At 40.6% G+C, this 25,557-nt stretch carries 19 protein-coding genes and 1 tRNA gene; 8 read left to right on the top strand and 12 right to left on the bottom strand.

Features of this window, described 5'->3' with window-relative positions; genetic code table 11:
* Positions 1 to 23: 23 nt before the first annotated feature.
* The 3 genes from GUA46_RS13170 to GUA46_RS13160 are packed head-to-tail and all read right to left on the bottom strand — an operon-like array spanning position 24 to position 2,528.
* Positions 24 to 1,337 (bottom strand): cryptochrome/photolyase family protein, encoded by a 1,314-nt coding sequence (locus tag GUA46_RS13170; protein WP_176620882.1) that lies wholly within the window; start codon positions 1,335 to 1,337, stop codon positions 24 to 26.
* Positions 1,334 to 2,029 (bottom strand): SDR family NAD(P)-dependent oxidoreductase, encoded by a 696-nt coding sequence (locus GUA46_RS13165; RefSeq protein ID WP_176620881.1) that lies wholly within the window; start codon positions 2,027 to 2,029, stop codon positions 1,334 to 1,336. Before GUA46_RS13165 ends, GUA46_RS13170 begins: the two co-directional genes overlap by 4 nt.
* Position 2,030: 1 nt before the next feature.
* Entirely contained in the window at positions 2,031 to 2,528 is a 498-nt protein-coding gene (locus tag GUA46_RS13160; protein WP_176620880.1) for an SRPBCC family protein, read from the bottom strand.
* Positions 2,529 to 2,704: 176 nt separating this feature from the next.
* Between GUA46_RS13160 and GUA46_RS13155 the strand changes: the two genes are divergently transcribed.
* Entirely contained in the window at positions 2,705 to 3,559 is an 855-nt protein-coding gene (locus GUA46_RS13155) for a DUF2911 domain-containing protein (RefSeq protein WP_176620879.1), read from the top strand.
* A gap of 49 nt (positions 3,560 to 3,608) precedes the next feature.
* On the opposite strand, the gene GUA46_RS13150 is transcribed toward GUA46_RS13155, so the two are convergent.
* From GUA46_RS13150 to GUA46_RS13125, 6 genes are all read right to left on the bottom strand, one after another.
* Positions 3,609 to 5,315 (bottom strand): sodium:solute symporter family transporter, encoded by a 1,707-nt coding sequence (locus tag GUA46_RS13150; RefSeq protein WP_176620878.1) that lies wholly within the window; start codon positions 5,313 to 5,315, stop codon positions 3,609 to 3,611.
* Positions 5,316 to 5,425: 110 nt separating this feature from the next.
* The gene (locus tag GUA46_RS13145) at positions 5,426 to 7,957 is read right to left on the bottom strand and encodes a PIG-L family deacetylase (protein ID WP_176620877.1); all 2,532 of its coding nucleotides are present in this window, start codon (positions 7,955 to 7,957) and stop codon (positions 5,426 to 5,428) included.
* A 100-nt stretch (positions 7,958 to 8,057) separates the two neighbouring features.
* Positions 8,058 to 9,002: a septum formation inhibitor Maf gene (locus GUA46_RS13140; RefSeq protein WP_176620876.1), complete on the bottom strand. Its 945-nt coding sequence runs from the start codon at positions 9,000 to 9,002 to the stop codon at positions 8,058 to 8,060.
* A gap of 34 nt (positions 9,003 to 9,036) precedes the next feature.
* Positions 9,037 to 9,636 carry a Maf family nucleotide pyrophosphatase gene (locus tag GUA46_RS13135; protein WP_176620875.1) on the bottom strand — a complete coding sequence of 200 codons (600 nt, stop codon included), beginning with the start codon at positions 9,634 to 9,636 and terminating at the stop codon, positions 9,037 to 9,039.
* A complete protein-coding gene (locus tag GUA46_RS13130; RefSeq protein ID WP_108244182.1) occupies positions 9,629 to 10,156 on the bottom strand; it encodes a KdsC family phosphatase in 528 nt (175 codons plus the stop codon). Before GUA46_RS13130 ends, GUA46_RS13135 begins: the two co-directional genes overlap by 8 nt.
* The gene (locus tag GUA46_RS13125) at positions 10,140 to 10,901 is read right to left on the bottom strand and encodes a Rossmann-like and DUF2520 domain-containing protein (RefSeq protein ID WP_176620874.1); all 762 of its coding nucleotides are present in this window, start codon (positions 10,899 to 10,901) and stop codon (positions 10,140 to 10,142) included. Before GUA46_RS13125 ends, GUA46_RS13130 begins: the two co-directional genes overlap by 17 nt.
* 133 nt (positions 10,902 to 11,034) lie before the next feature.
* On the opposite strand from GUA46_RS13125, the gene GUA46_RS13120 reads away from it, so the two are divergent.
* On the top strand, positions 11,035 to 14,199 hold the full coding sequence (locus GUA46_RS13120) for a cytochrome c biogenesis protein (RefSeq protein ID WP_176620873.1): 3,165 nt from the start codon (positions 11,035 to 11,037) through the stop codon (positions 14,197 to 14,199).
* 1 nt (position 14,200) lies between these two features.
* On the opposite strand, the gene GUA46_RS13115 is transcribed toward GUA46_RS13120, so the two are convergent.
* Positions 14,201 to 15,496, bottom strand: coding sequence for a M14 family metallopeptidase (locus GUA46_RS13115; RefSeq protein ID WP_176620872.1), 1,296 nt, complete (start codon positions 15,494 to 15,496; stop codon positions 14,201 to 14,203).
* Positions 15,497 to 15,729: 233 nt separating this feature from the next.
* On the opposite strand from GUA46_RS13115, the gene GUA46_RS13110 reads away from it, so the two are divergent.
* Genes GUA46_RS13110 through bshB1 form a run of 3 tightly spaced genes read left to right on the top strand, consistent with a single transcriptional unit; the run spans position 15,730 to position 19,073 of the window.
* Positions 15,730 to 17,139, top strand: a complete 1,410-nt coding sequence (locus tag GUA46_RS13110; RefSeq protein ID WP_176620871.1) for an MATE family efflux transporter — start codon at positions 15,730 to 15,732, stop codon at positions 17,137 to 17,139.
* A 34-nt stretch (positions 17,140 to 17,173) separates the two neighbouring features.
* On the top strand, positions 17,174 to 18,343 hold the full coding sequence (locus GUA46_RS13105) for a trans-sulfuration enzyme family protein (RefSeq protein WP_176620870.1): 1,170 nt from the start codon (positions 17,174 to 17,176) through the stop codon (positions 18,341 to 18,343).
* Positions 18,344 to 18,350: 7 nt separating this feature from the next.
* Positions 18,351 to 19,073, top strand: coding sequence for a bacillithiol biosynthesis deacetylase BshB1 (bshB1, locus tag GUA46_RS13100; protein ID WP_176620869.1), 723 nt, complete (start codon positions 18,351 to 18,353; stop codon positions 19,071 to 19,073).
* On the opposite strand, the gene GUA46_RS13095 is transcribed toward bshB1, so the two are convergent.
* The gene (locus GUA46_RS13095) at positions 19,070 to 21,163 is read right to left on the bottom strand and encodes an ATP-binding protein (RefSeq protein ID WP_176620868.1); all 2,094 of its coding nucleotides are present in this window, start codon (positions 21,161 to 21,163) and stop codon (positions 19,070 to 19,072) included. The genes bshB1 and GUA46_RS13095 overlap by 4 nt on opposite strands.
* Positions 21,164 to 21,425: 262 nt before the next feature.
* Here GUA46_RS13095 and GUA46_RS13090 point away from each other — a divergent pair.
* A tRNA-His gene (locus tag GUA46_RS13090) sits at positions 21,426 to 21,501 on the top strand.
* A 112-nt stretch (positions 21,502 to 21,613) separates the two neighbouring features.
* On the opposite strand, the gene GUA46_RS13085 is transcribed toward GUA46_RS13090, so the two are convergent.
* Positions 21,614 to 23,164: a M28 family peptidase gene (locus tag GUA46_RS13085; RefSeq protein ID WP_176620867.1), complete on the bottom strand. Its 1,551-nt coding sequence runs from the start codon at positions 23,162 to 23,164 to the stop codon at positions 21,614 to 21,616.
* 131 nt (positions 23,165 to 23,295) lie between these two features.
* Between GUA46_RS13085 and GUA46_RS13080 the strand changes: the two genes are divergently transcribed.
* The gene (locus GUA46_RS13080; protein ID WP_176620866.1) at positions 23,296 to 24,552 is read left to right on the top strand and encodes an NAD(P)/FAD-dependent oxidoreductase; all 1,257 of its coding nucleotides are present in this window, start codon (positions 23,296 to 23,298) and stop codon (positions 24,550 to 24,552) included.
* Positions 24,553 to 24,629: 77 nt separating this feature from the next.
* Positions 24,630 to 25,556: a hypothetical protein gene (locus tag GUA46_RS13075; RefSeq protein ID WP_176620865.1), complete on the top strand. Its 927-nt coding sequence runs from the start codon at positions 24,630 to 24,632 to the stop codon at positions 25,554 to 25,556.
* The last annotated feature ends 1 nt before the right edge of the window (position 25,557 follow it).

The following is a 25,557-nucleotide window of genomic DNA, read 5'->3' as shown; positions in this document are numbered from 1 at the left end:
GAACTAAAATTAACGAAAAAGCTTCAACTTACCGCTTCTTTATACGTTTTTAGGCATCGCTCGCGGGCCATTTTATGGTCGACAATAGGCTCGGGATAATCCATTTCTTGAAGGTCTGGAACCCATTTATTGATGTATTTCTTATCCTTATCAAATTTTTTAATCTGTGTAGTGGGATTAAAAATTCTGAAATAGGGTGCCGCATCTACACCGCTGCCTGCGGCCCATTGCCAGTTACCCACGTTACTGGCCATTTCATAATCGAGAAGTTTTTCGGCAAAATAAGCTTCGCCCCATCGCCAATCGATTAAAAGATGTTTGCATAGAAAGCTAGCAACAAGCATGCGCACCCGATTGTGCATATAACCGGTTTTATTCAGCTCCCGCATTCCTGCATCTACCAATGGGTATCCTGTTTTTCCATTTTTCCATTTTTTGAATTCATCCTCGTTGTTGCGCCATTCGATTCTGTCGTATTTGGCCCGGAATGCTTCATTGACTGTATGTGGAAAATGCCAGAGAATCTGCATAAAAAACTCTCGCCAAATCAGTTCGTTCCAAAAGATCTCGTTTTTTTCATCTATTGCTTTTTTGACCATTTTACGGATGGAAACAGTTCCAAACCGCAAGTGTGGTCCCAATCGGGAGGTTCCTTTTTCCTTTGCGGGATAGTCCCGTGTATCTTCATATTTCTGAATCAAATCGGAAGTGACCGTGAAATCGGGGACTTTAATGGAGGATTCCTTAAACCCTATATCTTCCAATGAAAGTCGGGGCAAGTTCTTGGACTGATGTAATTTTTTGTTAAGGTCGTTCAAGGTATCGTACTCTACCAAGTGTATGGACGGATTAAAATTTTCTTTCCACTTCTTCATGAATGGGGTGTACACCACATAGGGGTCTCCATCATCTTTTACCACTTCGTCCTTTTCAAAAATTACCTGATCTTTAAACGTGTTGAACTGGACATCGTTTTTCTCCAAAAAGGATTTTATTTCCTTATCGCGCTCTTTAGCATAAGGCTCATAATCATGGTTGGTGTAAACGGCTTCAATGTTATAGTCTTCCAATAATTGTTTGAAAACTTTTTTGGGTGTATCGTGAAACTGTGCTATTCCGCCATCGTGGTTAACACCTAATTGATTACTTATTTTTTGGAGTTGTTCGTTTATAAAGGTTACCCTTGCATCATCTTTTGGGAGGCTTTCCAGTATTTCGGAATCAAAAATGAATATAGGCAATACGGGGACATCATCTTGAAGTGCTTGATATAATCCAACGTTATCATCCAGACGCAAATCTCGCCTAAACCAAAAAATATTGATTTTATCTTTCATGAATTTACGTTTAAGCTGGACATTCCGCCATCAACTCCGATAACCTGTCCTGTTATCCATGAATTATCGGAGTCTAATAAAAAGGTGGCCATATTAGCTATATCCGTTGTGCTGCCGACTCTTTTCAAGGGGTGTCTTTCCGACATCATCTCTTTTTTCTTTTCGTTGTTCAACAATCGTTCCGATAAAGGCGTGTCTACTAAAGAAGGAGCTATAACATTCACTCTAATTTTAGGAGCATATTCGGCAGCCAAGGCCCGTGCAAAACCTTCGATAGCTCCTTTGGCTGCCGAAACACTGGTATGAAAAGGCATTCCAGTACCAACTGCTACGGTGCTAAAGAATACCATGCTGGAACCTTCGTTCATTCTATTGATGATGGATTTGACTGTTTTGGCCAAGGCAATAAAATTGATCCCCATATCCTTTTGAATGGTATCGACCCCCATGGTTTTGAACGGCTTCAGGTTGATGCTGCCAGGACAGTAGACAAAGCCGTCGAGCTTTTCGGGGATAGATTTTTCGGAGATATCTTCGTTTAGAACATCAAAAGAAATGTGGGTAACGTCCACGCTTGAAAGTTGCTCATTAGTTCTACTGGCGACAAATACCTGATTTTCTTTGGAAAGCTTTTTTGCCATCTCCAAACCTATGCCATAGGAACCACCAATCAATAATATATTCTTCTTCATTTTAAACTTTTCTGATGTTTAAATAGTTTTCTTTTCCTTCCACCTCACCGAATAGCTCAGCAAGTTTTTTCTCTCGAAATTCAAAAATCTTTTGTAGTTGTCTTTTCACCAATATGGGATGGACGAGTTGTCCCAAAAAGCCGAAAGGCAATTTGTAATCGATAATATCCTCCATTTCCACCCCTTCGGGAACTTCTTTTAAAAAGTGTTTGTGGTGCCAAAGGGAGTAGGGGCCAAAACGCTGCTCGTCCACAAAATATTCACCTTCTTTAACATGGGTTATCTCAGTAACCCATTTAGTGGAAACAAAAGGAAATGGTTTTACTATATATTGTATCACTTGGCCTTGGAACATTGGTCTATCCGCACCGGCCAAAATATGGAAACCCATGTGTTGAGGTGTTATTACTGCTAGGTTTTTTGGGTCAGATAAAAAGTCCCAAGCCCTCTTTTTGCTTATGGGAAATACTTGCCTAGATTTCAATTGATACAGTTGCATCTTAACGAGTTTATACAAAGATAGTAGTAAAATGTTTAATAAAAATAATAAATAGTTAAACAAAAATTAAAATGAAAGCAATTAATCCTTATTTTTGTTTTAAGATTTAATTAACAAATAGAGCATCGCTTTATCTTAATTTTGATTTGCTGAACATTTAATTTTATACAACAACTATGAAAAATTTTACACTCTTATTGTTTGCGGTGTCTATGTGTTTTTCGCTACAAGCACAAATACAGACACCAGCACCCAGTCCTGCTTCAACTTTGGAGCAAAAAGTGGGATTGACCGATGTTACCGTTAAATATTCCCGTCCCGCAATGAAGGGAAGAAAGGTATTTGGCGATTTGGTTCCTTTTGGAGCTATTTGGAGAACTGGCGCCAATGAAAACACTACAATTTCCTTTAGTGACGATGTTATTGTGGAGGGAAAGGAATTGAAAGCAGGCACCTATGCCATTTATACAAGGCCGGATGAGGCGGTTTGGGAAGTTTTCTTTTACACTGCAACTGACAATTGGGGGACTCCACAGGAATGGGATGCCTCTAAAGTTGCTGCTACAGTAAAAGTTGAAACATTTGACATTCCAATGCCCATTGAAACTTTCACCATTACTTTTGATGACCTTCACAATAACGGAGGAACTCTTGGAATTATGTGGGAGAATACCTATGTAGGGGTAAAATTTGTTGTTCCAACTGTGGACAAGGCGATTAAAAGCATCGAGGCGACCATGGCGAACAAAGAGGACCTGACCGCCAATGATTATTTTGCCGCAGGTTCCTATTATTTTGCCGAGGGCATGAATATGGAACAGGCAAAAGAATGGGTTGATAAGGCCGTTGAAATGGGTGATGGCAAGGCATTTTGGATGATGCGCACACAATCGTTGATTTACGCAAAAATGGGCGATAAAAAGGCTGCTATCGAAGCTGCTAAAAAATCCATGGCTGCTGCTCAGGCCGCTGGCAACCAAGATTATGTAAAAATGAACAAGGACTCTTTAAAGGAGTGGGCCGAAATGTAATTAGATCCTATTTTTAAATAATAAAGAAGCCCACTTTTTAGTGGGTTTTTTATTGTTCAATGGGAGAATTGCCCAAGAAGTTATCGAACAATTGTGTGATTATTGCCAACAGAATTACCAAAACACACCCGAAAGCATTCAACCATAGATAGGACATCCAGTCCAAATACCAGCCAATGATCACAATTATTTGGGTAACTATGGCCGCTACAAACACCGCATTTCCCTTTACGAACTTAAGAAAGAAAGCCAGTAAAAAAATACCAAGCACATTTCCATAAAAAATGGAACCTATGATGTTAACCAGCTGAATCAAATTATCAAAGAGACTGGCAACGTTTGCAATTATGATAGCAATTATTCCCCATAGTAGGGTAAAGGCCTTGGTTGCCTTTAAATAATGTTCTTGGCCATGCTTTTTTCTTACGTTCCTTTTGTATAGGTCCAATGCGGTAATGGTGCCAAGCGCATTCAACTCAGAAGCTGTTGATGACATGGCGGCTGAGAGTATAACGGCCAAAAGAAGACCAATTAGTCCCACAGGTAGGTTATTCAGTATAAAATGGATAAAAACATAATCTTTGTCGTTGGTCTCCACCGTTGCATCTGCTTTTGCAATCAGGTCCTTGGCAGTTTCTCTATTTGCTGTTTCTTTTTCATTGATTTTTATGATATCCTGTTTGGCCTGTTCAATGGCATTGTATTCCTTTAATTCTAGTGCAGCGGAAAAGGAATGTTGTGCCATGCGTTTTTCCTTTTCCAATTCTTTATGGTCGCTCTCAAGGGCTTGATAATCATTGGCGTAATCTGACTGCATGATAGCTTCGGTGGCAGCAGGGTTAAAGTTCAATGGCGAAGAATTATACTGGTAGAAGACAAAAACCATAGCACCCACCAAAAGGATGAAAAACTGCATTGGAATTTTAAAAATTCCATTAAAAATCAATGCCCATTGACTTTCTTTAACACTCCTACCGGACAAATAGCGTTGTACTTGGCTTTGATCTGTCCCAAAATAGGCCAAGGCCAAAAAGAAACCACCTGTGATTCCACTCCAAAATGTGTATCTATTGTTGGTGTCAAAAGAAAAATCAAGAATGTTGAGTTTGTTGTTCGCCCCGGCTATTTTTAAAGCTTTATCAAAAGAAATATCGGTGGGAAGAGCTCCCAAAATAAAGAAAAACGCAAAAAACATTCCCAGCATTATGATGAACATCTGTTGCTTTTGTGTAACACTTACCGCTTTGGTACCTCCCGAAACAGTATAGATAATCACCGAAATACCTATGATTATGTTCAAAGTTCTCAAGTCCCACCCCAAAACGGCGGAGAGGATTATTGAAGGCGCAAAAATGGTAATCCCTGCTGCCAAACCACGTTGTACCAAAAATAGTAGGGCGGTTAGTGTACGTGTCTTGAGATCAAAACGACCTTCGAGCATCTCGTAAGCGGTGAATACCTTTAGCTTTTTATAAATGGGGATAAATACCAAACAAATGACAATCATGGCCAAGGGAAGTCCAAAATAGAATTGAACAAACCCCATACCGTCGTGGAAGGCTTGGCCGGGAGTGGACAAAAATGTGATGGCACTTGCCTGTGTTGCCATTACGGATAAGCCAATGGTCCACCATTTTACATCGTCACCTCCGCGAACATAATCGTCTACACTATTGTTGCCACGGGTTTTCCAAACACCGTAAGCAACGATAAAAATCAGGGTACTACCAAGAATAATCCAATCGAGTAATGCCATTCAGGGTTTAATTGTTTAATATCATTATGAGGTAAAACACTAAAATATATATGGCATTCAAAAGAATAACAATGCTGTATTCTTTCTTCCATTCGAATTTGGTATCCATATTATCCTTTGACATTATTGTCGCTTTTTACTTCATCTTTTCCTATGGAAAGCATATTTGCAAACAGTTTATATGCTCCCGAAACCCCAACAGGCAATTCCCTGAAAAAGCTCAGTCCTGTGTAAATATAGTGACCTTCTCCATATGGTGCTACTATAAGGCTGCCCTGTTTTTCTGTTTCACCTTCATCTTGCATGGAGAGGATAGGCGTAAACTCTGAGCTCCATTGGCTTGGGTAATACAGTCCCCGTTCCTGCACCCATCCATCAAAATCTTTTTCCGTGATGGTGTTTGGAAAGTTTACCAATGAATTGTTGGGTGCCAATATTTTTACCTCTGCATTCTCGTCAGTAACCCTGTCGCGGGAAAGGGTGACCTCGTAAGGTGCAATATTTTCAAATTGACTTGCCCATCTTCCTGCTGTGTTATACTGAACGATCATAGTGCCACCATTCTTGACATAGTCAAACAAAACGGGTTGCTTGAACTTTAGGGCGTCCACAACATTGTAGGCCCTGATGCCCACAACTACAGCATCATACTTGTCCAAATCTCCATTATGGATGTCGTTTGGGTCTACTACATGTACTTGGTAACCGATTTGTTCCAAACTTTCGGGAACATTGTCTCCCGCACCCATAATATAGGCAATGTGCTCACCAGATTTTCTTATATCCATACGAACCACTTTGGCTTCTGAAGGAAGCAGAATAGATTGTTTTGGAATATGATTGTAATCAATTTCTACAAGTTCATCTCCATAAATTTTACTGCCGACGCTTACTTTAGGTTCAATTTTTCCTTCACTTTCATTACTTGGAGGGGTAACCTCAAATATTACTGAAATTTCCTCACCTTTCTGGGCTATGGAGAATGGAATGCTGTTTGGAGAAACTGCCCAGCCAGAAGGATGATTCAATTCCACTGTACCTGACACATCATTTTTTCCGGCTCTGATTTTTACCTGTACGCTTTTTGTGTCGGAATTGGCGAATATCAAGACTTTCTCATCAATTTTGGAGGTAACCTCGGGCAAAATAGCAAATGGCTCATACAATTCTCCTCTATCGGGCTTAGAGTAGCGGTGGACGACTGATTTCTCGAATGGAATTTCCACACCATCGATTTCCAGATTGAAAATTGCCTTAAAGGCACTTGGGGTTTCGGGTTTGCCAATTAGGCTTTGGTTATTTACCGTATAGGTCCCCAAAGTTCCAGGTTCGTTCAACCAATATGGACTAGTGTAAGGGGTGTTTGCGGGTACAGTAAAGTTAACCTCGAAATTCTCCTTTTGATTGTCTCCCAAAACCTTATTCGGTGTTAGTTTGGCACCGGCCCCAACAATTTGAATATCTTTTAAAGTGACATTTTGCGATGATCTATTGATAGTTTCAATATTGATTGTTGCTTTGCTGCCCGGAGTTGTGGAAGCACTTGCTGAACTGGCCTCCAAATATAATCCTGCAGCGGCCGAAATTATATTTTTTAACTCTTCCGATTTAAGGGTTCTCCAGTGCTTATCCTCAACTTTTTGAAGTAATTGATAGGCCTTGACAAGTTCGGGAATGTGCTTGGATGGGTCCTGGAAATCAAAATTGGCCTCCACCTTGTACAAAATATCTCCTACTGCCTCGCCTCCTTTTACTCGGGACCAGGTTGTATTGATACCCTCAAAAACGTCATTGTTTTTAGGCATATCGCCTTTTAAAAGCTCAATGTATTCCATATCGGAACCCCTATCAGTCAGCCTACCAAACCCTTGACAGAGGTGTTGACTTCTCGCCATTGAAGCTATTTCGTTATTGGAAAGCCCTAGTTCCGGATAGTAGGTGCCAACATCCAAACTTACCATACCTGATTTGTCCACTTGTTCAAATGCTTCTTGACTTCCGTATTGCCACCAAGATGTGTTGTAGAAAATGCGCTTTGGCTGCCATGTGGTTGTCTGTTCCAATTGCTCGGAATAAACATTGGGGTCATTAGCCAAATCAAATGCCTCCATACTTAAAATGGCAGAGGATGTATGGTGTCCATGGGTCGAGCCCGGGGTCCTGTGATCAAAACGATTGATGATAACATCGGGTTTAATTTGTCTGATTGTCCAGACTACATCGGCCAGGACTTTATCTTTGTCCCAAATTTTCAATGTCTCTTTTGGATGTTTGGAAAAACCAAAATCGTTGGCGCGTGTAAAGCGTTGTTCTCCGCCATCCATATGTCTTGCCGCCAAAAGTTCTTGGGTTCGCAACACTCCCAAAAGTTCACGCAATTCAGGGCCTATCAAGTTTTGCCCGCCATCTCCACGTGTCATGGAAAGATATACTGTTCTTGCCTTTTCATGGTTGGCCATATAAGAAATAAGGCTAGTATTTTCATCATCCGGATGCGCGGCAACATAGAGTGCCGTTCCCAAAAAATTCAATTTTTGGATTTCATGAAAAAGCTCAGCAGAGGTAGGCTTATCGGGCTTTTGGGCAAAGGAGTTTGTGACTAGTAATGTGGTTAAAGAAAGGAGTACCCAAAAATGCTTCATAGTTGGTCGTTTAGCGGTTAAATCAAATATAGGTAGTTTGTATTCAGTTATTGGTTTGTTTAGAAGAGTTTTAACGCTCTCCGAGTGTTATTAAAGGGACTTAAAGCCCCAAACTATCCCTTAAAACTAGATTTTTATTTTCATTTTGTTTCCAATAGGCCGTTTTCAATGTCTTGATTTTGGATGCGGACGTGGTCAATGTTTTTGCGTTTGAACCAAATCCACTTTTAAATTCTTCCTCCCAACTTACGATGGAATATGGGAAGTTTGTCGTGAAATTTATCATCAAATTTCGTTCCAAATTTGGATAGGAAATAGTGTAGGTTGTAATTCCCTCTTTTGATGAAATTTGGGCAATGGCATTATATGGTTTCACTTCTTGATGCCTTAACCTTAAATACTCCAGAGCAGGTATTATTGAAATTTCACCGGTAGGAAGATTTTCTGGGTTTATTCTGATTTTGGTCCAAATTTCATTTTCTAGGATTGCTTTTTCCATAGAGAAATTTTGGTCTGCCTCACCTTCAAAATAAGAATGCGAAGTAAACTCAAATTGATTCCTATTGTTCAACTGGGAATACACGTGTCCACACCATTCCTGTACGGATAAACTTGTTTTAAGCGCATGTTGATTGTCATAAACGGGATAAAAGGTGCTGCTCATAATAGAGTAGGGGTAAATACCTGTCAAAAACTTTTTGGTGGCATTCAATTTTAAGACCGATATGTTCTCGGGATTGTTGTTGTTTGCCTTTACCTGTTCTTGGGGCAGAAAGGGCTCGTTCACATAAATTAAAACAGCTTTACCATCCCTGAGCTCACCATATCTTGCTTGTTCCAGTTTATAGGATGTGATTTCTGCTTCGCCGGCATACCAATATGCTTTGAACTCGTCAGAAAGCGTGGTCCTCGGTTTTAGAGTGTCTTCTTTTAGTGAGGTAGAAGATGTGGAATCATCAGTTTTTTGACCGTTGTCATTGCATGCTCCCAATAGGAAAAAAGCCACTAAACTGACTAATATCTTGGCTGAATCTGAAGGTTTCATAAAACAGGATTTACGTAAAGTTACGCATCCAAACTCAAGAAACCAGATTTATCAAGGTCTCATAGACCAAATCGGTAGGAAGTCCTACCACATTGTTATAAGACCCTTGGATTTCCGAGATGCCTATCATTCCTATCCACTCTTGAATACCATAAGCTCCAGCTTTATCGAACGGTTGGCAACTTTCAATATAGTAGTTAATCTCTTCATCCGAAAAATCTTTCAACTTCACTTTGGTAACGCCACTAACGGTTTTTTGGAAATGTTTTGAAGTGAAACATACGGATGAGATTACCTCGTGCCAATCACCGGAGAGGGTGCGAAGCATTTTAAAAGCTTCATCATGGTTGGCTGCTTTCGCTAAAGATACACCGTTGTGCCAGACTACGGTATCCGAAGTAATCACAATTTGATTGTCTTCCAAATCATTCATGAACGGTGTAGCCTTTAATTTGGCCAGATATTCAGATATTTCCCCCCCTCTCAGTTCTTCGGGGTAGATTTCTTCCACGGATTTGGGCCGTACCTCAAAGTCGATTCCCAATTCTTCCAAAAACATTTTCCGTCTTGGTGAACCGGAGCCTAGAATGATTTTTTTGTCCTTGAGCTTTTCTTTGAGTGGATTCTTAGTCATTCTTGGCGCTAAAATTATCGTTCCAGTCCCCACGAACCTTTAAAACCTGTTCAATAATATCTCTAACGCAGCCATCGCCACCATTTTTATGGGAAACATAATCAGAAATTGCCTTTACCTCTGGCACCGCATTTTGTGGAGAAGTAGCAAGTGCTACCATTTTCATAGGAGGAATATCTGGCATGTCATCTCCCATGTAAACAACGGTTTGTGGGTCAATTCCATGAATTTCCATATATTCTTCCAATGGCTCTTGCTTGTGGTGGGCTCCCATATAAAAATCGGTAACCCCAAGACCTTTTAAGCGCTCTTTTACCCCTTGGTTGGTCCCGCCTGTAATTATGCAGACGTTATATCCTTTTTGTATTGCAGTTTTTAGCGCATAGCCATCTTTAACACTCATTTTACGGAGCAATTCCCCATCAGTGGTGATCAAAACTGTTCCATCGGTAAAAACTCCGTCAACGTCAAATACAAATGTGGTAATGTTGCTCAATAGCTCTTTATAATTCTTCTTCATGGGCTTGTATTATGGCTTGGCTCAATAATTTATAGAGTGTAATGTGTTCTTTTTTGTTTAGCAGTTCTTGGTGGCTTTTCATACTCTTGATATCGTTACGGCGTGCCGGACCCGTCTGCGCGTCCTGGGGTGACATGTTCTGAATTTTATGGGCCGTTTCCATGATCAAAGGTTTCAATAAGTCAAAAGAAAGGCCTTCTTCCAAACAAAGTTCTTCACCAACACTATAAAGATAATTGGTAAAGTTGTTCACAAAAACAGCCGCAAGATGCAATTTTTTTCGCTGTTCTGAATCAATATAATGTACGTTTTCGGAAATAGATTTAGACAAGGTATTCAAAGTTTCAAAAGAATCTTTTCCTTCTGATTCAATGCAAATGGGAATGTTTGAAAAATCCACTTCTTTATCCTTGGTAAAGGTCTGTAGCGGATAAAAAACACCTTTGTTGGCAGCTTGTATGGTATTTAAACTGATGGCGCCCGAAGTGTGGGCTACGATTCCATTTTTATCCATCAAAAATTCTGAAACTTCTGAAATGGCGTCGTCCTTTACCGCTATCAAGTAAACATCTGCATCAATTATGGCATTAAAATCATTGGAAATAGTGGAATACTCGGAAAACTGCTGTAATTCTTTCACATTGCGGCCCACAACCTGCACCACATCAACACCATCTGCTTTTAAAAAAGCGGTGTAGAGGTGTTTGGCGAGGTTCCCGGTACCAAAAATCACAATCTTTAGCATGCCCAAAACTACAAATTTAGGGTAGATGGATTATACTGAGAATTAACAAATATGTACGATTTTTATTCTTCTAGGCAGTAAGGAAGTTCTAAAAAGGCCGTATTTTTGCAAGCCGAAAGTAGACCGAATTTCCATGATTGATATCCTTAAGAAAACACTTTTTTCCACAAGACTTATGGCTGTTCTATTTTTGGTTTTTGCTGCGGCATTGGCCATGGGAACTTTTGTGGAAACTTGGTACAGTACCGAAACCGCACGAATTTACATCTATAACGCTACTTGGTTCGAGGCCATTATGGTCTTTTTTGTAATCAATTTTTTCGGAAACATTTACAGATATCGGTTGTTGCAGTGGGAAAAGTGGCCCGTACTGATCCTTCATCTTTCGTGGATTCTGATTATTATAGGTGCTTTTGTGACCCGTTACATTAGTTACGAGGGGATGATGCCCATTAGGGAAGGCGCAACAGAAAAAGTTTTTTATTCGGATAAAACCTATTTGACTGCTTTTGTTGATGGAGATATCAATGGAGAAACCAAACGAAGGGTGCTGGAAGACGATGTCTTGGTAACGCCTGAAGGAAAACGTACTAGTCTACCATGGAAATCCGATTTTAATGGTCAACCATTTTCCATCTCTTATGTCGATTTTATAAAAGGTGCGGAAAAAGGATTGATTCCGGACGAGAATGGCACCGAATATCTTCAGATTGTTGAAGCTGGAAATGGACAACGCCATGAGCATTATTTGGAGAATGGGAAAATAGCCAGTGTACATAATATTCTTTTTGCCCTGAACAACGAAACCGACGGTGCCATCAACATTTTTTATGATGAGGAGAACGGTTATCGCATCAAATCACCTTTTGAAGGGGATTTTATGAGAATGGCAGACCAATTTAGAGGTGAGGTAACAAGCGATAGTATTCAGCAACTACAACTACGCTCGCTATACAATATGGGCGGGATGCAGTTCGTGGTTCCAGAACCTCTAGTTAAAGGAAGCTACGGTATTGTTAAAGTTCCCGATGAAGAAATTACCAAGGTTACGCAAGATGCTCTGGTGGTTTCTATTTCTGCAAATGGTGAAAGCAAGGAAGTAAAATTGCTGGGTAGCCAGGGAACAGCTAACTTCTCAGATAAAATTAATGTAGGTGGACTGGATTTCTCTTTGAGTTATGGTTCTAAAGTTTACGAACTACCATTTTCCATTGAATTGAACGATTTTATCGCGGAAAAATATCCCGGGACCGAAGCAGGATACGCTTCCTTTATGAGTAAGGTTACCGTACACGATGACCGTCCTTTTGATTATGATATTTATATGAATCATGTGCTGGACCACCAAGGATACCGATTTTTTCAATCCAGTTTTGACCCCGATGAAAAAGGAACAGTTCTCTCCGTAAACCATGACTGGTGGGGTACATGGATAACTTATATTGGATATTTTCTATTATATATAGGTTTGATGGGAATTATGTTCTTTGGAAAAACACGTTTTAGGGATTTACAGGATATGCTTAAAAAAATAAAGGAAAAGAAGGCTGCTTTGACCACAATTGCACTATTATTTGCCTTTGTATCTGTAAATGCACAAGATGCGCACGAACATTCAACCATACCCACTCAAAAACAGATTGATTCTGTAATCCAAGCTACTACTGTGGCAAAGGAACATGCAGAAAAGTTTGGTGCATTGGTCATCCAGGATGAAAACGGTAGAATGAAACCCGTTAATACCTTTGCTTCTGAATTATTGCGAAGATTGAGCGGAAATGACAAATACAAAAAACTTTCCGCCAACCAAGTATTCCTTTCCATGATGTTGAACCCGGGTGTTTGGTATACTGCAGACATAATTGCTTTGGGAGATAAGGGAAACGATAGTATTCGTAAGGTTGTTGGTGTTCCCCAAGACACTAAGTTTGCCAAAGCAACTGACTTTTTTGATGCCAAAGGAAATTATAAGCTCAGACCTTTTTTAGAAAAGGCAACATCCAAGGCGAACCCCAATAAATTTGAAAAGGATTTTAAAAAGGTAGGGGAACGTTTAAGCCTGTTGGACATCGCATTGAGTGGGCAAATAGTAAAGATTTTTCCATTGCTGAACGATGAAAACAACAAATGGATTTCTGCTGTGGAGTATCGTGGTGGGGAATATCAAGTTCAGGATTCGCTCTATGCCAATTTCATCAAAAATGCGATGCCCTACTATTTGAATTCATTGCAGCAGTCGATTGTTACCGGAGACTATTCGCAACCCGATAGATTGCTTGATGCCTTCAAGCAGAACCAGAAAAATCACGGGGAGGAGATATTGCCATCCGATAACAAGGTGAAGATTGAGATTGTTTACAACAAGTTGGATCTTTTCAACCGTTTGTACAAGTACTATGCAATGGTCGGTTTGCTATTGTTCTTTGTTCTGATAGCAAAGATTTTTAAGGAGCGCAAAATTCTTGATGCCATTGCGTATGGGTTGAAGGGGACCATTATCATATTTTTTATATGGCATACCATAGGTTTGATATTGCGCTGGTACATATCCGGGCACGCACCTTGGAGTGATGCTTATGAAAGTATTCTATACGTATCATGGGCAACTATGGGGATAGGTTTGGCACTTGGTAGAAAGAGTGAATTGACCATTGCTTCCAGTGCTTTTGTGACCTGCATGTTGTTGTGGGTAGCGCATCAAAGTTGGGTAGATCCTGCCATTGCAAATTTGGTTCCAGTATTGGATAGCTATTGGTTGATGATTCATGTAGCGGTAATTGTGGGTAGCTATGGGCCATTGACCGTAGGAATGATCTTGGGTGTGGTCGCATTGTTGCTGATGGTGCTTACCACCAAAAAGAACAAAAAGCGAATGGACATCAATATAAAGGAGCTGACCGTTATCAACGAACTGGCACTTACAGCAGGTTTGGTGATGCTTACCATAGGTAACTTTTTGGGAGGTCAGTGGGCCAACGAAAGTTGGGGCCGTTATTGGGGCTGGGATCCTAAGGAAACTTGGGCTTTGGTTTCTATTATGATCTATGCATTTGTTCTACACATGCGATTGGTTCCCGGTCTTCGTGGCAAATGGATTTACAATTTTGCCAGTATTGTTGCCTATGCAAGTATTATGATGACCTACTTTGGGGTAAACTTCTATTTGGTAGGACTGCACAGTTATGCCAGTGGTGATCAAGTAATAACCCCAAGCTTTGTGTGGTACACAGTACTCGGGGTCTTTATTTTGGGAGGTATCAGTTTTTGGCGGTACAAGGTACATTATGCCAAAAAATAGTTTATTGCTCCATTAAAAGCTTCATGATTTCTTCTGCGGCCACATTGCCTTTTTCTTTTAGGAAAGGCCTAGAGGTATTGTCTCCCAGCTCAAATACAATGGCGGGCATTCCGTGGTGTACATAAAAATACTTGCTGGAAACCATCGTCGGGTCGATTTCATCAGATGCGCTTAGATTGGTCTTCTTTTGTGGTAGTCTTTGGCTGATTTTCTCTATCCAGTCGAAAATGATTTTTCCTTTTTTACCGGTCACCGTAGTATCAATGGGGTAGTAGATGTCGTCCCAAGTGGAGTGGAAGTCTGCTCCGAAAACAAAATCATAGGTTTTATCCTTTTCTACGAGAAAATCACGAATGTTTCTGGTTTCAGGTTGATTGAAGTTCTGCCAGTCGCGATTTAGGTCAATTCCCCCCATATTGTGTCTCCAATGTCCGTTGTCGGCTCCATCGGGATTCATCAATGGTACTACAAAAACCGTGTGCTCTTGTCTAAACCCTTTGGCCAGTTCCGAATCGCCGGAAATGGTTTCGATGAAGGACTTCATAGCCAAGAAGCCTGTTACTTCAGGTGGATGTTGTCTGGAAATAATCATAATTGCCTTTTTGGAATCCTTACTCTCATTGATTTCCATTAAGTACATGGTACGTTTCTCTTTTGAAAGACCGATTGGATAGTTCTCAATAAACGGTTTTTGGCTCAAGGAGTCCACCCATTCCTGCACTACAGATGATGTGTAAAGCTCTTGTGCGGTTATCCAAGTTGGATTTTCGGTCACACTGATGGTCAATTCCGCTGATTCTGGGGCCGCTTCGATACCAAATTCACCCTCGCCGGGATTGATGGCCTTAAATCTTGTGCTGTCCAGTGGAGTAAAGTTTCTTCCGTCGGTACTGATTTTTGGATAATATCTGCTTCTCGAATCTTGATAATTCAACTGAACCGTAATGTCGCGTGGTTTTTCTGACCAGACCTGAAAGGCGTACCATGGACTCACGTTGATTGGGGTATTTTCGGCGGTCACCCAAATAGTGTAGTGGTCGTTGCCATCATTGGCTACACCGTTCAATCGGGCACCATCAAATTTATTGGAAAAAAAAGTGGTACTATCGTTGAAGGCCCAAACACCTCTCCATTGTTTTTGGATAGGTTTGTCAACCGTAGGTACGACTGGACTTTTTCCTTGCCCTTGGTAACCTGTTTTTTCTTCTGGTTTTGTAGTTTCTGAACTTTTTTTACAAGATGTAGTAAGTACCATGGAAGAAAGTATTCCAATGGCAATCAAACTTTTAATACGCATGGTTTTTGAACTATTTGAGTTGGTTTGGTTACGAAGGTAACGACATGAGTCGGAGATCTAAATAAAAAATTTTTAATAATATATCGGATTTTTTTGCATATTTGCATCATCATGAAGCTATAAGAATTATGTACGCGATAGATGTCACCATTGGGGAAACCCGATTTATGTAACCGAACACTTTTCGGAAACTTGACATTTCACTTGTTTTTTTTACACGTAATTCTTAGATAATGACACATCAACATACAAATTCATTTAAAAAATTTATTCAGTATTTCTGGATAGCTATTTCTGGTAAAGAAACTGAGTTTACCACTGGAAGCATCCGAAAGGCCATTTTTATGCTTTCCATTCCCATGATCTTGGAAATGCTCATGGAATCAATCTTCGCACTGGTAGATATTGCCTATGTCTCCAAAGTGAGCGTTAATGCTGTTGCAACCATCGGTTTAACGGAATCCGTGATTACATTGGTCTACGCGCTTGCCATTGGCCTTAGTATGGCCGCCACGGCTGTTGTTGCCCGTAGGATTGGCGAAAAAGATGTTGACGGTGCACGTATTGCGGCCGTACAGGCTATTAGTCTAGGTGTGGTAATTTCCATTATCATTGGTATTGTCGGAATCATGTTTGCCAAGGATATTTTAGCATTAATGGGGGCAGAGCCCGATTTAATTGCCGAAGGATATGGTTACACCCAATTTTTAATTGGAGGTAACATAACCGTGGTGCTATTGTTCTTAATCAATGCGATATTCCGTGGTGCAGGCAATGCATCCATTGCCATGTGGGCTTTAGTGCTCTCTAACGGGCTCAATATTATTTTAGACCCCATGTTCATTTTTGGTTTTGGTCCAATTCCGGAAATGGGTGTAAAGGGTGCGGCCGTAGCTACCAATATCGGTAGGGGAACCGCGGTACTTTTTCAATTGGGGATTTTGTTCTTTGGTTGGGGCAAAATCAAACTAATGGCCAAGGACTTGGTTTTGAACTTTAAGGTGATGCTTAATTTGATTAAAGTTTCCTTGGGAGGTATCGCTCAATTCTTGATAGGAACCTCCAGTTGGATTTTCTTGATGCGCATTATGTCGGAGTTTGGAAGCGAAGTACTGGCAGGGTACACCATTGCCATTCGTGTAATGATGTTCACGTTGATGCCATCTTGGGGTATGAGCAATGCCGCTGCCACTTTGGTCGGTCAAAACCTCGGGGCAAAACAGCCGGATAGGGCCGAGCAGTCCGTTTGGAAAACAGGAAAGTACAACGCTTACTTTATGGGAACGGTTTCTTTGGTCTATCTAATTTTTGCCAATACCATAATATCGTGGTTCAATACAACGCCAGAAGTTGTAAAAAGCGGAGCGCTTTGTCTTCAGGTACTTGCGTTGGGATATGTATTTTATGCCTACGGTATGGTTATGACACAAGCTTTTAATGGAGCGGGGGATACAGGAACTCCCACCAAGATAAACTTGATTGCATTTTGGGTTTTCCAATTGCCATTGGCCTACATATCGGCTCTGGTTTTGGGATGGGGTGCGACCGGTGTTTTTGTCGCCATCACCGCGGCGGAAGTACTTATTGCGGTTTTGGCCATGGTATGGTTTAAAAAAGGGAATTGGAAGAAAGTCCAAGTATGATGGGTTTCGTATCTTTATCCTAAAGAAAACCAACATGAAAAACGATAAAAAAGGACTCAATACCATCTGCACCCACGTTGGGGAGTTGGAGGACAAGGAGTTCAAAGGAGCTGTTTCCCCTTTATACATGAGTACATCCTATCAATTTGAGGATGTAGACATCAAAAGATACCCAAGATATTACAACACGCCCAATCAAGAGGCATTGTGCAAAAAACTGGCAGCCTTGGAGCATACCGAGGCCGCTTTGATTTTTGGTAGTGGAATGGCCGCAATCAGTACCGCTCTGATGGCTTTTCTTCAATCTGGCGATCATGTGGTACTTCAGCAGACCATTTATGGCGGTACGTATCATTTTGCCGTTAGCCAATTCGAGAGATTTGGCATTGAGTACTCATTTACCACAGGTTGGGAAGTAGAGGATTTTGAGAAAGAAATCAAACCCAATACCAAAGTGTTGTATTTAGAAACCCCATCAAACCCCTTATTGACCATTACTGATGTGAAAGGCGTGGCGGATTTGGCCAAGAGAAAAGGAATCTTATCAATGATCGACAATACCTTTGCCAGTCCCATCAATCAAAACCCAGTTGATTTTGGAATCGATGTAGTAGTGCACAGTGCCACAAAGTACATGGGCGGACATTCCGACATCTGTGCAGGTGTTGTTGCGGCATCCCAAGAAAACATGGACAAGGTTTGGCAAACAGGAATTTGTTTTGGAGGAAGCCTTAGCGATTATACTGTGTGGCTATTGGAACGTAGTTTGAAAACGATGGCCATTCGTGTAAAGGCCCAAAATGAAAATGCCTTGAAGTTGGCCCAATACCTTCAGCATAACAATGATGTGGACAATGTATATTATCCGGGACTAAAAGATCATCCCGGGCACGAATTGGCCAAATCACAGATGAAAGGTTTTGGAGGCATGCTCTCTTTTGAATTGAACCCAGAAATAGATGCGTCCAGATTCTTTAAGGAGTTAAAGTTGATCAAACCATCCATGAGTTTGGCAGGTATAGAAAGTACAGTGCTTTCGCCGACACAAACTTCACATGCATTGATGAGTCCGGAGGACAGAGCAAAACAGGGGATAAAGGATTCTTTGATTCGTTTTTCCCTTGGAATTGAGGAAACGGAAGATTTAATAGCGGATATTGAACAGGCAATAGCCAAGGTAAAATCCATGACCGTTACGGCTTAAGATTCTTATGAAGTTAGATATTTTAGTATTCGGAGCGCATCCAGATGATGCCGAACTGGGAGCAGGTGCCACCATAGCAAAGGAAGTTTCCAAAGGAAAAAAAGTAGGTATCGTTGATTTGACCCGTGGCGAACTCGGAACCCGGGGCTCTGCAGAGATCAGAGGCAAAGAAGCGGCCAAGGCTGCAGAAATTTTAGGGGTGACCGTGCGTGAAAACATGGAATTTGCCGATGGTTTTTTTATGAACGATAAGTGGCATCAATTGGAATTGATCAAGATTATTAGAAAATATAGGCCGGAAATAGTGCTTTGCAATGCTATCGAGGACCGTCATATTGATCATGGCAAAGGAAGTAAACTGGTAAGCGATGCTTGCTTTTTAAGCGGTTTGATGAAAATTGAGACCAAAATGGACGGAGACGACCAGTGGCAAAAAGCTTGGAGACCGAAGTTGGTCTATCATTTTATCCAGTGGAAAAACCTGGAACCGGACTTTGTGGTTGATGTTTCTGGATTTATTGATACAAAGACCAAGGCCATAATGGCCTACGGGTCCCAATTTTATGATCCAGACAGCGAAGAACCGGAAACACCGATTAGTAGCAAAAACTTTACCGATAGTGTAAATTACCGTGCTAGAGATTTAGGTAGAATAATTGGTGTGGAATACGCGGAAGGCTTTACAGTGGAACGCTACATAGGTGTGGACAGCCTAGATGATTTGATCTAAGAGGCTTTTTGATATCTGTTTTGGGCTTTTGGAAGGGTAAAATAGAAGGTTGTGCCTTTACGGGGTATACTTTCTACCCAAATTTCACCATTGTTTTTGTGTACCATCTCCTTACATAGGGAAAGACCAAGTCCTGTCCCTTTTTCATTATTGGTACCATACGTGGTAATGTTGGAAGAATCCCGGAAAATGGTCCTTTGCACTTCAGCGGTCATACCAACTCCGGTATCCCTAATGGAAATTTGCCACATATCGCCCTTCTCCTCGGCTTCAATAGTAATAAGCCCATTCTCTGGGGTGAATTTTATTGCGTTGCTTAAAATATTTCTTATTACGATATCAATTTGGTTGTTATCGGCCCAAATTCGTGGATTTTCAGGAAGTTGATTGATTATTTTTATGGATTTGCTCTGGGAAATCTCTGAAAGTAATTTAATATTATTGTTCACCAAATAGGACAAGGAAACCCTTTTTGGTTTGGTAACCACACCGTTAAGCTGGTTAAGCCCCCAAGAAAGAAGGTTGTTCAATGTAAAGGATATATTGTCCACATCCGTTTTTAGTTTAGGAATGAAGGAGACCAGTTCCTTTGTGGTTATATCCCCTTCAGTAAACATTTTCAAAATGCCCTGCAAACCTCCGATGGGGCCGCGCAGGTCGTGACCAATTATAGAGAAGAGCTTGGTGTTGGTTTTATTGATTTCATGCAACTGGGCTTCACGCTGGGTCACTGCCTGCGATTTGTCCTTAAGCTCTTTGTTCAGTTTTTTCTGAATATTTTCACTCCTTCTGATCACAAAAGTGATGATACTCAAAATCAAAAGTATGATAACGGAGAAATAGATGTAATTCCGTTGCTTGGCAAGAGCTTCTTCGTTGGCCTCGATTAATTCCTTTTTCTCTTGTTCGTACCCTAACTTGGTTTCCAAAAGTGATAAACTTTGCTTGTTCTTGTCCATAAACAATGAATCGGACAAGGTCTTGAAAGATTCAAGATAGGATAGAGCTTCTGTATTGTCACCCTTTTTTTTGTAGACTTTGTACAACGTTTCAGAACAGTCTATTTGACCTTGCAAGGATTTGATCTTGTTGGACATGGCCAATCCTTTTTTCGCATATACCAAGGATAGGCTATCGTTTTCCAATCCAAAATATACTTTTGCCATACCATTCATCAACTGAATTTGAATACGGTCATCCTCAATCTGGTGTTTAAAGAGCATATCGCTTTGATCATACCAATAGAGGGCCCATTTGTATTTTTTTTGATCTAGATAAATATCTCCTTTCACTTGATAGGCATATGCAAGCCAGTCATAAATTTTATGCTTTTCAAACGTGACAATGCTTCTGTTGATATTGAACATTGCATTTTTATAGTCTTTGGCATCTTTATAAAGAGAAGCCATGTTACTCTGTGTTTCTGCATCCACGACCTCATTGCCCAAGTTTCTATTGAATTTTTGCACGGTGTCATAAAACATCAGTGCATTTTTAAAATCCTTTTGGTCAGCGTATAAGCCGGCGATATTTTCGTTGAGTACAGATAGTGTTGATTGATCGTTGATTTCCCTGGCCAAATCTATTCCCTTAAGGTTAAGATTCAAGGCTTCCGCATAGTTTCCTTCAAAGCTATAGTTTTGGGCCATGGTATTAATGATGGACAATTCGGAATCTATGTCACCTATGTACTTGGCAAGTTCAAGTGCCTCTTTGAACATTGGAATGGCCTCGTCTCTGTTCCCTTTATTGTAATGGTAGGATCCCAGTGCGTTGAGTCCCCTGATAATGCCGTGGGGGTAGTTGATTTCCCTACTGTATTCCAGTGCTTTATTGGCGATGGAATATAAACTATCGCTGTCCAAATATTGATAAGAGAAAGCAAGGTCGGCCACAAGCTTGATATGAGTCGTATCCTTAGGGTTGAACCTATTGGTGGATTTGAGGCTCTGTAGCTTGTAGGCCAAGCTATCTCTTTCGTTGGAAGATTGTGCTTGAACTGAGGACGAGGTACAGAGCAAAAGGGTGCAAACCACTATGGAATATAGTGTCTTTTTACGGTTGATTATGAGGTTTTTTTCTGACAGCACCCAGTTAAAAATATATGTGGCAAAAATAATTTGACAACACGATTTTGGAAATTAATTGTTGTGAAATGTTCAAAAATGTGTGTTTGGTCTTAAAAACGTGCTTTTTATCGGAAAATTATACCTCAGGAGTTTTATAATTGACCATCACATTTTCAGAAGGTTGGAATGACAATGGATATGGATTGAAATAATAAATCACTGGAATTTTAAAAATATTTTGGTTGAATCATAACAAAAAAGTATTTTTGCATCCGCTTTAAATGGTGGTTGTAGCTCAGCTGGTTAGAGCGCTGGATTGTGGTTCCAGAGGTCGCCGGTTCGAACCCGGTCTTCCACCCTTGAGTTTGTAAAATCCCAAACCATTTTGGTTTGGGATTTTTTTGTTTTTATTCTTAGATAATAAAAAAGCCCTCTATTGTGAGGGCTTTTATTTTTTTAAGTTTTCGGAGTTTAATCGGCAGCTTTGTCCACCACCAATCTTCCCGGCCTATTCGCTATTTCCCAAGCCGTATGGAAAATAAGACGTGTCCGGTTTTCCAAAAGATCATAGTTTATCTTGTCGGGTGTATCGCTAGGGCGGTGGTAATCCGCGTGCGTACCATTAAAATAGAAAATGATCGGAATATTGTTCTTGGCAAAATTGTAGTGATCGCTTCGGTAATAAAAACGGTTGGGGTCGTTCTCATCATTATACGTGTAATCAAACTCAATATTGCTGTATTTTTTATTGACCTCTTCGGACAGATTGTGCAATTCTGTACTCAATTTATCCGAACCTATCAAATACAGGTAGTTCCTAGCTCCCTCATAGTTAGGGTCAATTCTCCCTATCATGTCAATATTTAGGTCTGCCACGGTATTTTCCAACGGGAAAACGGGTTCAATGTCGGTATAATATCTAGAGCCCAACAAACCTTTTTCCTCGCCCGTAACATGCAAAAACACTAAGGAACGCTTAGGACCATTGCCCTCATCGGCAGCTTTCTTAAATGCTTCGGCTATCTCCAACAACGCTACGGTTCCAGAACCATCATCATCGGCCCCATTATTAATATCTCCGTTCCCCGTAATACCAATATGGTCCAAATGGGAAGAAATAATTACATATTCATCCGGTTTTTCTGTTCCTTCGATAAACGCCACCACATTTTCCGAACCGACTTCATCATTTCCGCTGGTGATATCCATTTTGATGTCGGTAGCAATTGATTTGGGAACATTATCCTCTTCAATATCATTTTTCAAGGCCTTTATGGCATCCTCATTTAAATAGATAAGGATATCATCGTTGCTATCGGAAGCCAGCTGCATTCTGCCGCTGTCATTGTTCTTCATAAACTGAAAATAGCCTTGGAACCGAGGAAAGCTCAACATATCATAATAAAGTACACCGATGGCCCCTTTTTCTTTAGCGATATCACGTTTTTTTCCAATCGCTTCGGATGCGTTGCTCCAAACGGACTTTTCCATACTTCCTGTAATCACATAGTTTCCGCTATCATCTACAGGTTCTCCGGCTTTGATCAACACAAATTTTCCTTTTACATCAATTCCACTGTAATCCGAATAGTCGCCATCTTCGATCCCATATCCGGCATAAACTACCGTATTGTAGTTTCCTTTGGCTTGAGAGAAGGTCAATACACCTTCACCAACGTCAAAAGATGTGCCGTTGATGCTTAGATTGCCCTCGGGAACTTTAGATACCTCCAAAGGTACCTTTTGAAAATAGTCGCCATTGGATTGTGCAGGGGGCACATTTAAAGATTGGTAGTGCGCCTTAATGTACTCTACCGCCTTCTTTTGGCCAGGGGTCCCGGTTTCCCTACCTTCAAACTCATCCGAGGCGTAGGTATATAGGTGTTCTTTTAAGTCTTCTTGGGTAATTGTTTCCGCGTAGGGAACAGGGTCAACAACTGGTTTAGGGCCTTCTGAAACTGTTTTCTGTGAAGAATTGCAAGCAAAGGCCAATCCCAAGACCAGTAAAGATAATTTTTTCATTCGTCTGTATATTTTCAAAATCCTCCAAAAATAGTCAAAAGTTTGGTAAAGAAATCTGTTTGTGCCGATTAACATTCTCCGGCCCTTTACGTATCTTGGCGCCTCTATTATGAATACCTTAAAGTAGGGCAATGGGCAATAACAAAAGCGTAATTGTGGTCGGTGGTGGAATCGTGGGACTTTCCACCGCATACTATTTACATAAGGCAGGACATGTGGTAACCGTGTTGGACAAATCGGATATTACTTCTGGAGCTTCGTTTGTAAATGCAGGATACTTGACCCCGAGCCATATCGTTTCTTTGGCCTCACCGGGTATGATTACGCAGGGGTTGAAATATATGTTCAATTCCTCCAGCCCTTTTTATATGAAACCACGGCTTGACTTGGATTTTTTTAGATGGACCTTAGATTTTAAAAGGGCTTCCACTAAAGCGAAAGTAGAAAAAGCCATGCCGGTAATACGGGATATCAACCTTTTGAGCAGGGAGCTGTACGAAGATATCCAGGCTTCCGGTGATTTGGGGATTTTTAATATTGGTGATCAAGGCTTGTTGATGGTGTACCAGACCAATAAGGCGTTTGAACATGAAATGGAAGTGGTTGAAAAAGGTGCCGAACTGGGTTTGGTGGGTAAACATCTTTCAAAAGAAGAATTGAAAAGGATTGAACCTAATGTTGATTTTAATGCCGAGGGTGCGATACTTTGGGAATGTGACAGGCACACCACACCACCTTTGATCATGAAAAGGATGGTCGAGTATTTAGAAAGTGTAGGCGTTGCGATTAAAAAAAATGAAGAGGTTATCGATGTATCCGTAGAAGAAGGAAGAATTTCAGAAGTAAAAACACCCCATCAAACATACAGAGCAGATGAGGTTGTTTTTGCAGCAGGTTCGTGGACATCGGAACTTTCCAAAAAATTAAATTTGAAATTACCATTACAGGCTGGTAAGGGATACCGCATCAATATGGAAGAGACCACGAACATTACAATGCCGGCCATATTAATGGAGAAAAAAATTGCCGTAACCCCAATGGAAGGGTTTACCCGATTTGCTGGGACCATGGAGTTTTCCGGTATCAATCATACCATACGAAAGGAAAGGGTAGAGGCTATAGCTAAAGGGGTGGAGGACTATTACAGAGGACTACAAATTCCGGAAAGTGCCAAGAACAATGCAAAATGCGGACTTCGACCAGTTTCGCCCGACGGTCTTCCGTACATAGGAAAGCCCAAGAATTTGGACAATCTAACCATTGCCACAGGTCATGCGATGATGGGCTGGAGCCTTGGTCCGGCAACTGGAAAATTGGTGACCGAAATTATATCAGGGAACAAAACTTCCATGGATATTTCCTCATTTGACCCCCAACGTAAATTTTAGGTGATTTCTTTTCGATTGTGGCAGGATATATGCCGTTAAGATTTTTCAGTTGAGTATTTTACGATTAATTTTACAGCATGAAAAAACACTATACCATCTTTTCCTTTTTTTCATTTTTGCAGATTATCGGACTTTGGTCCCAAGAGGTACAAATTTTCAACGTGGAAGATTTTGATCTCAAGGGTCCTGTAAAATCATGTTTGGTAACTACGGACTATGGAAAGGAGCTGTTCGAGTTCAATAAGAATGGTGTGTTAATAAGAACCATAACCCAATACAACGATACTGACCAGGACATTACCTATTATAAATATGATAATGGAGAGTTAATGGAGAAGCGAATGGAAAGTTATAAGGGCAAGGTTTTGGACGAGTCTACTTCCATGGCGAATTTCTATGAGATTGATACCGTTCCCAACAGAAAGGTTATCGAAAAAATCATCTCATACGACAAACAGTTCTTGGAGCAGCAACAATACCATTATGATGACGAAGGGAAATTGATAAAAATGATTTCCTCAAATGATGAAGGGGTTGATGAGACCACTTTTGAATACTCTCAGGTAAAGAATGAGCAAACAGTGAGCACCTTTACCAATGGAATTTTACAAAAAACTGTGAGGACCTCTACCAAAAAGGGACCAAATGGTACCCAAAAGGTTGTGTTGACCAAAGAATATATTGACGGTGAGCCCAATACTGCCTTGGAAGAAGTTTTTAATGCAGACGGAAAGGTGGTGACCAGCGAAGACTTTTTATACGACGTAGCAGGGAAAGAATTTGTATCGCAAAAAAAGAGATTTTACTATTACACTGACGGTAAGTTGAGCAGAATGGTGAAAAAAACGGTGAACACAGAATCTACCGATAAATACATTTTTCAGTTCGATAATCACACACCGAGCAATTGGGTAAAACAAATTGTAACGCCCAATAATACCTATATTACAAGGAACATCGAATATTATCAACAAGAAACAGCAAAGGAAGAGACAAACGATTAAA

This window comes from Flagellimonas chongwuensis (assembly GCF_013376415.1).
GTDB lineage: Bacteria > Bacteroidota > Bacteroidia > Flavobacteriales > Flavobacteriaceae > Flagellimonas > Flagellimonas chongwuensis.
This window is presented reverse-complemented; position numbering and strand designations above follow the sequence as displayed.

Excerpts from the sequence above, each read along its gene's own strand:
- GUA46_RS13170 (WP_176620882.1), bottom strand. The coding sequence starts at position 1,337 with ATGAAAGATAAAATCAATATTTTTTGGTTTAGGCGAGATTTGCGTCTG.
- GUA46_RS13165 (WP_176620881.1), bottom strand. The coding sequence starts at position 2,029 with ATGAAGAAGAATATATTATTGATTGGTGGTTCCTATGGCATAGGTTTG.
- GUA46_RS13160 (WP_176620880.1), bottom strand. The coding sequence starts at position 2,528 with ATGCAACTGTATCAATTGAAATCTAGGCAAGTATTTCCCATAAGCAAA.
- GUA46_RS13155 (WP_176620879.1), top strand. The coding sequence starts at position 2,705 with ATGAAAAATTTTACACTCTTATTGTTTGCGGTGTCTATGTGTTTTTCG.
- GUA46_RS13150 (WP_176620878.1), bottom strand. The coding sequence starts at position 5,315 with ATGGCATTACTCGATTGGATTATTCTTGGTAGTACCCTGATTTTTATC.
- GUA46_RS13145 (WP_176620877.1), bottom strand. The coding sequence starts at position 7,957 with ATGAAGCATTTTTGGGTACTCCTTTCTTTAACCACATTACTAGTCACA.
- GUA46_RS13140 (WP_176620876.1), bottom strand. The coding sequence starts at position 9,002 with ATGAAACCTTCAGATTCAGCCAAGATATTAGTCAGTTTAGTGGCTTTT.
- GUA46_RS13135 (WP_176620875.1), bottom strand. The coding sequence starts at position 9,636 with ATGACTAAGAATCCACTCAAAGAAAAGCTCAAGGACAAAAAAATCATT.
- GUA46_RS13130 (WP_108244182.1), bottom strand. The coding sequence starts at position 10,156 with ATGAAGAAGAATTATAAAGAGCTATTGAGCAACATTACCACATTTGTA.
- GUA46_RS13125 (WP_176620874.1), bottom strand. The coding sequence starts at position 10,901 with ATGCTAAAGATTGTGATTTTTGGTACCGGGAACCTCGCCAAACACCTC.
- GUA46_RS13120 (WP_176620873.1), top strand. The coding sequence starts at position 11,035 with ATGATTGATATCCTTAAGAAAACACTTTTTTCCACAAGACTTATGGCT.
- GUA46_RS13115 (WP_176620872.1), bottom strand. The coding sequence starts at position 15,496 with ATGCGTATTAAAAGTTTGATTGCCATTGGAATACTTTCTTCCATGGTA.
- GUA46_RS13110 (WP_176620871.1), top strand. The coding sequence starts at position 15,730 with ATGACACATCAACATACAAATTCATTTAAAAAATTTATTCAGTATTTC.
- GUA46_RS13105 (WP_176620870.1), top strand. The coding sequence starts at position 17,174 with ATGAAAAACGATAAAAAAGGACTCAATACCATCTGCACCCACGTTGGG.
- bshB1 (WP_176620869.1), top strand. The coding sequence starts at position 18,351 with ATGAAGTTAGATATTTTAGTATTCGGAGCGCATCCAGATGATGCCGAA.
- GUA46_RS13085 (WP_176620867.1), bottom strand. The coding sequence starts at position 23,164 with ATGAAAAAATTATCTTTACTGGTCTTGGGATTGGCCTTTGCTTGCAAT.
- GUA46_RS13080 (WP_176620866.1), top strand. The coding sequence starts at position 23,296 with ATGGGCAATAACAAAAGCGTAATTGTGGTCGGTGGTGGAATCGTGGGA.
- GUA46_RS13075 (WP_176620865.1), top strand. The coding sequence starts at position 24,630 with ATGAAAAAACACTATACCATCTTTTCCTTTTTTTCATTTTTGCAGATT.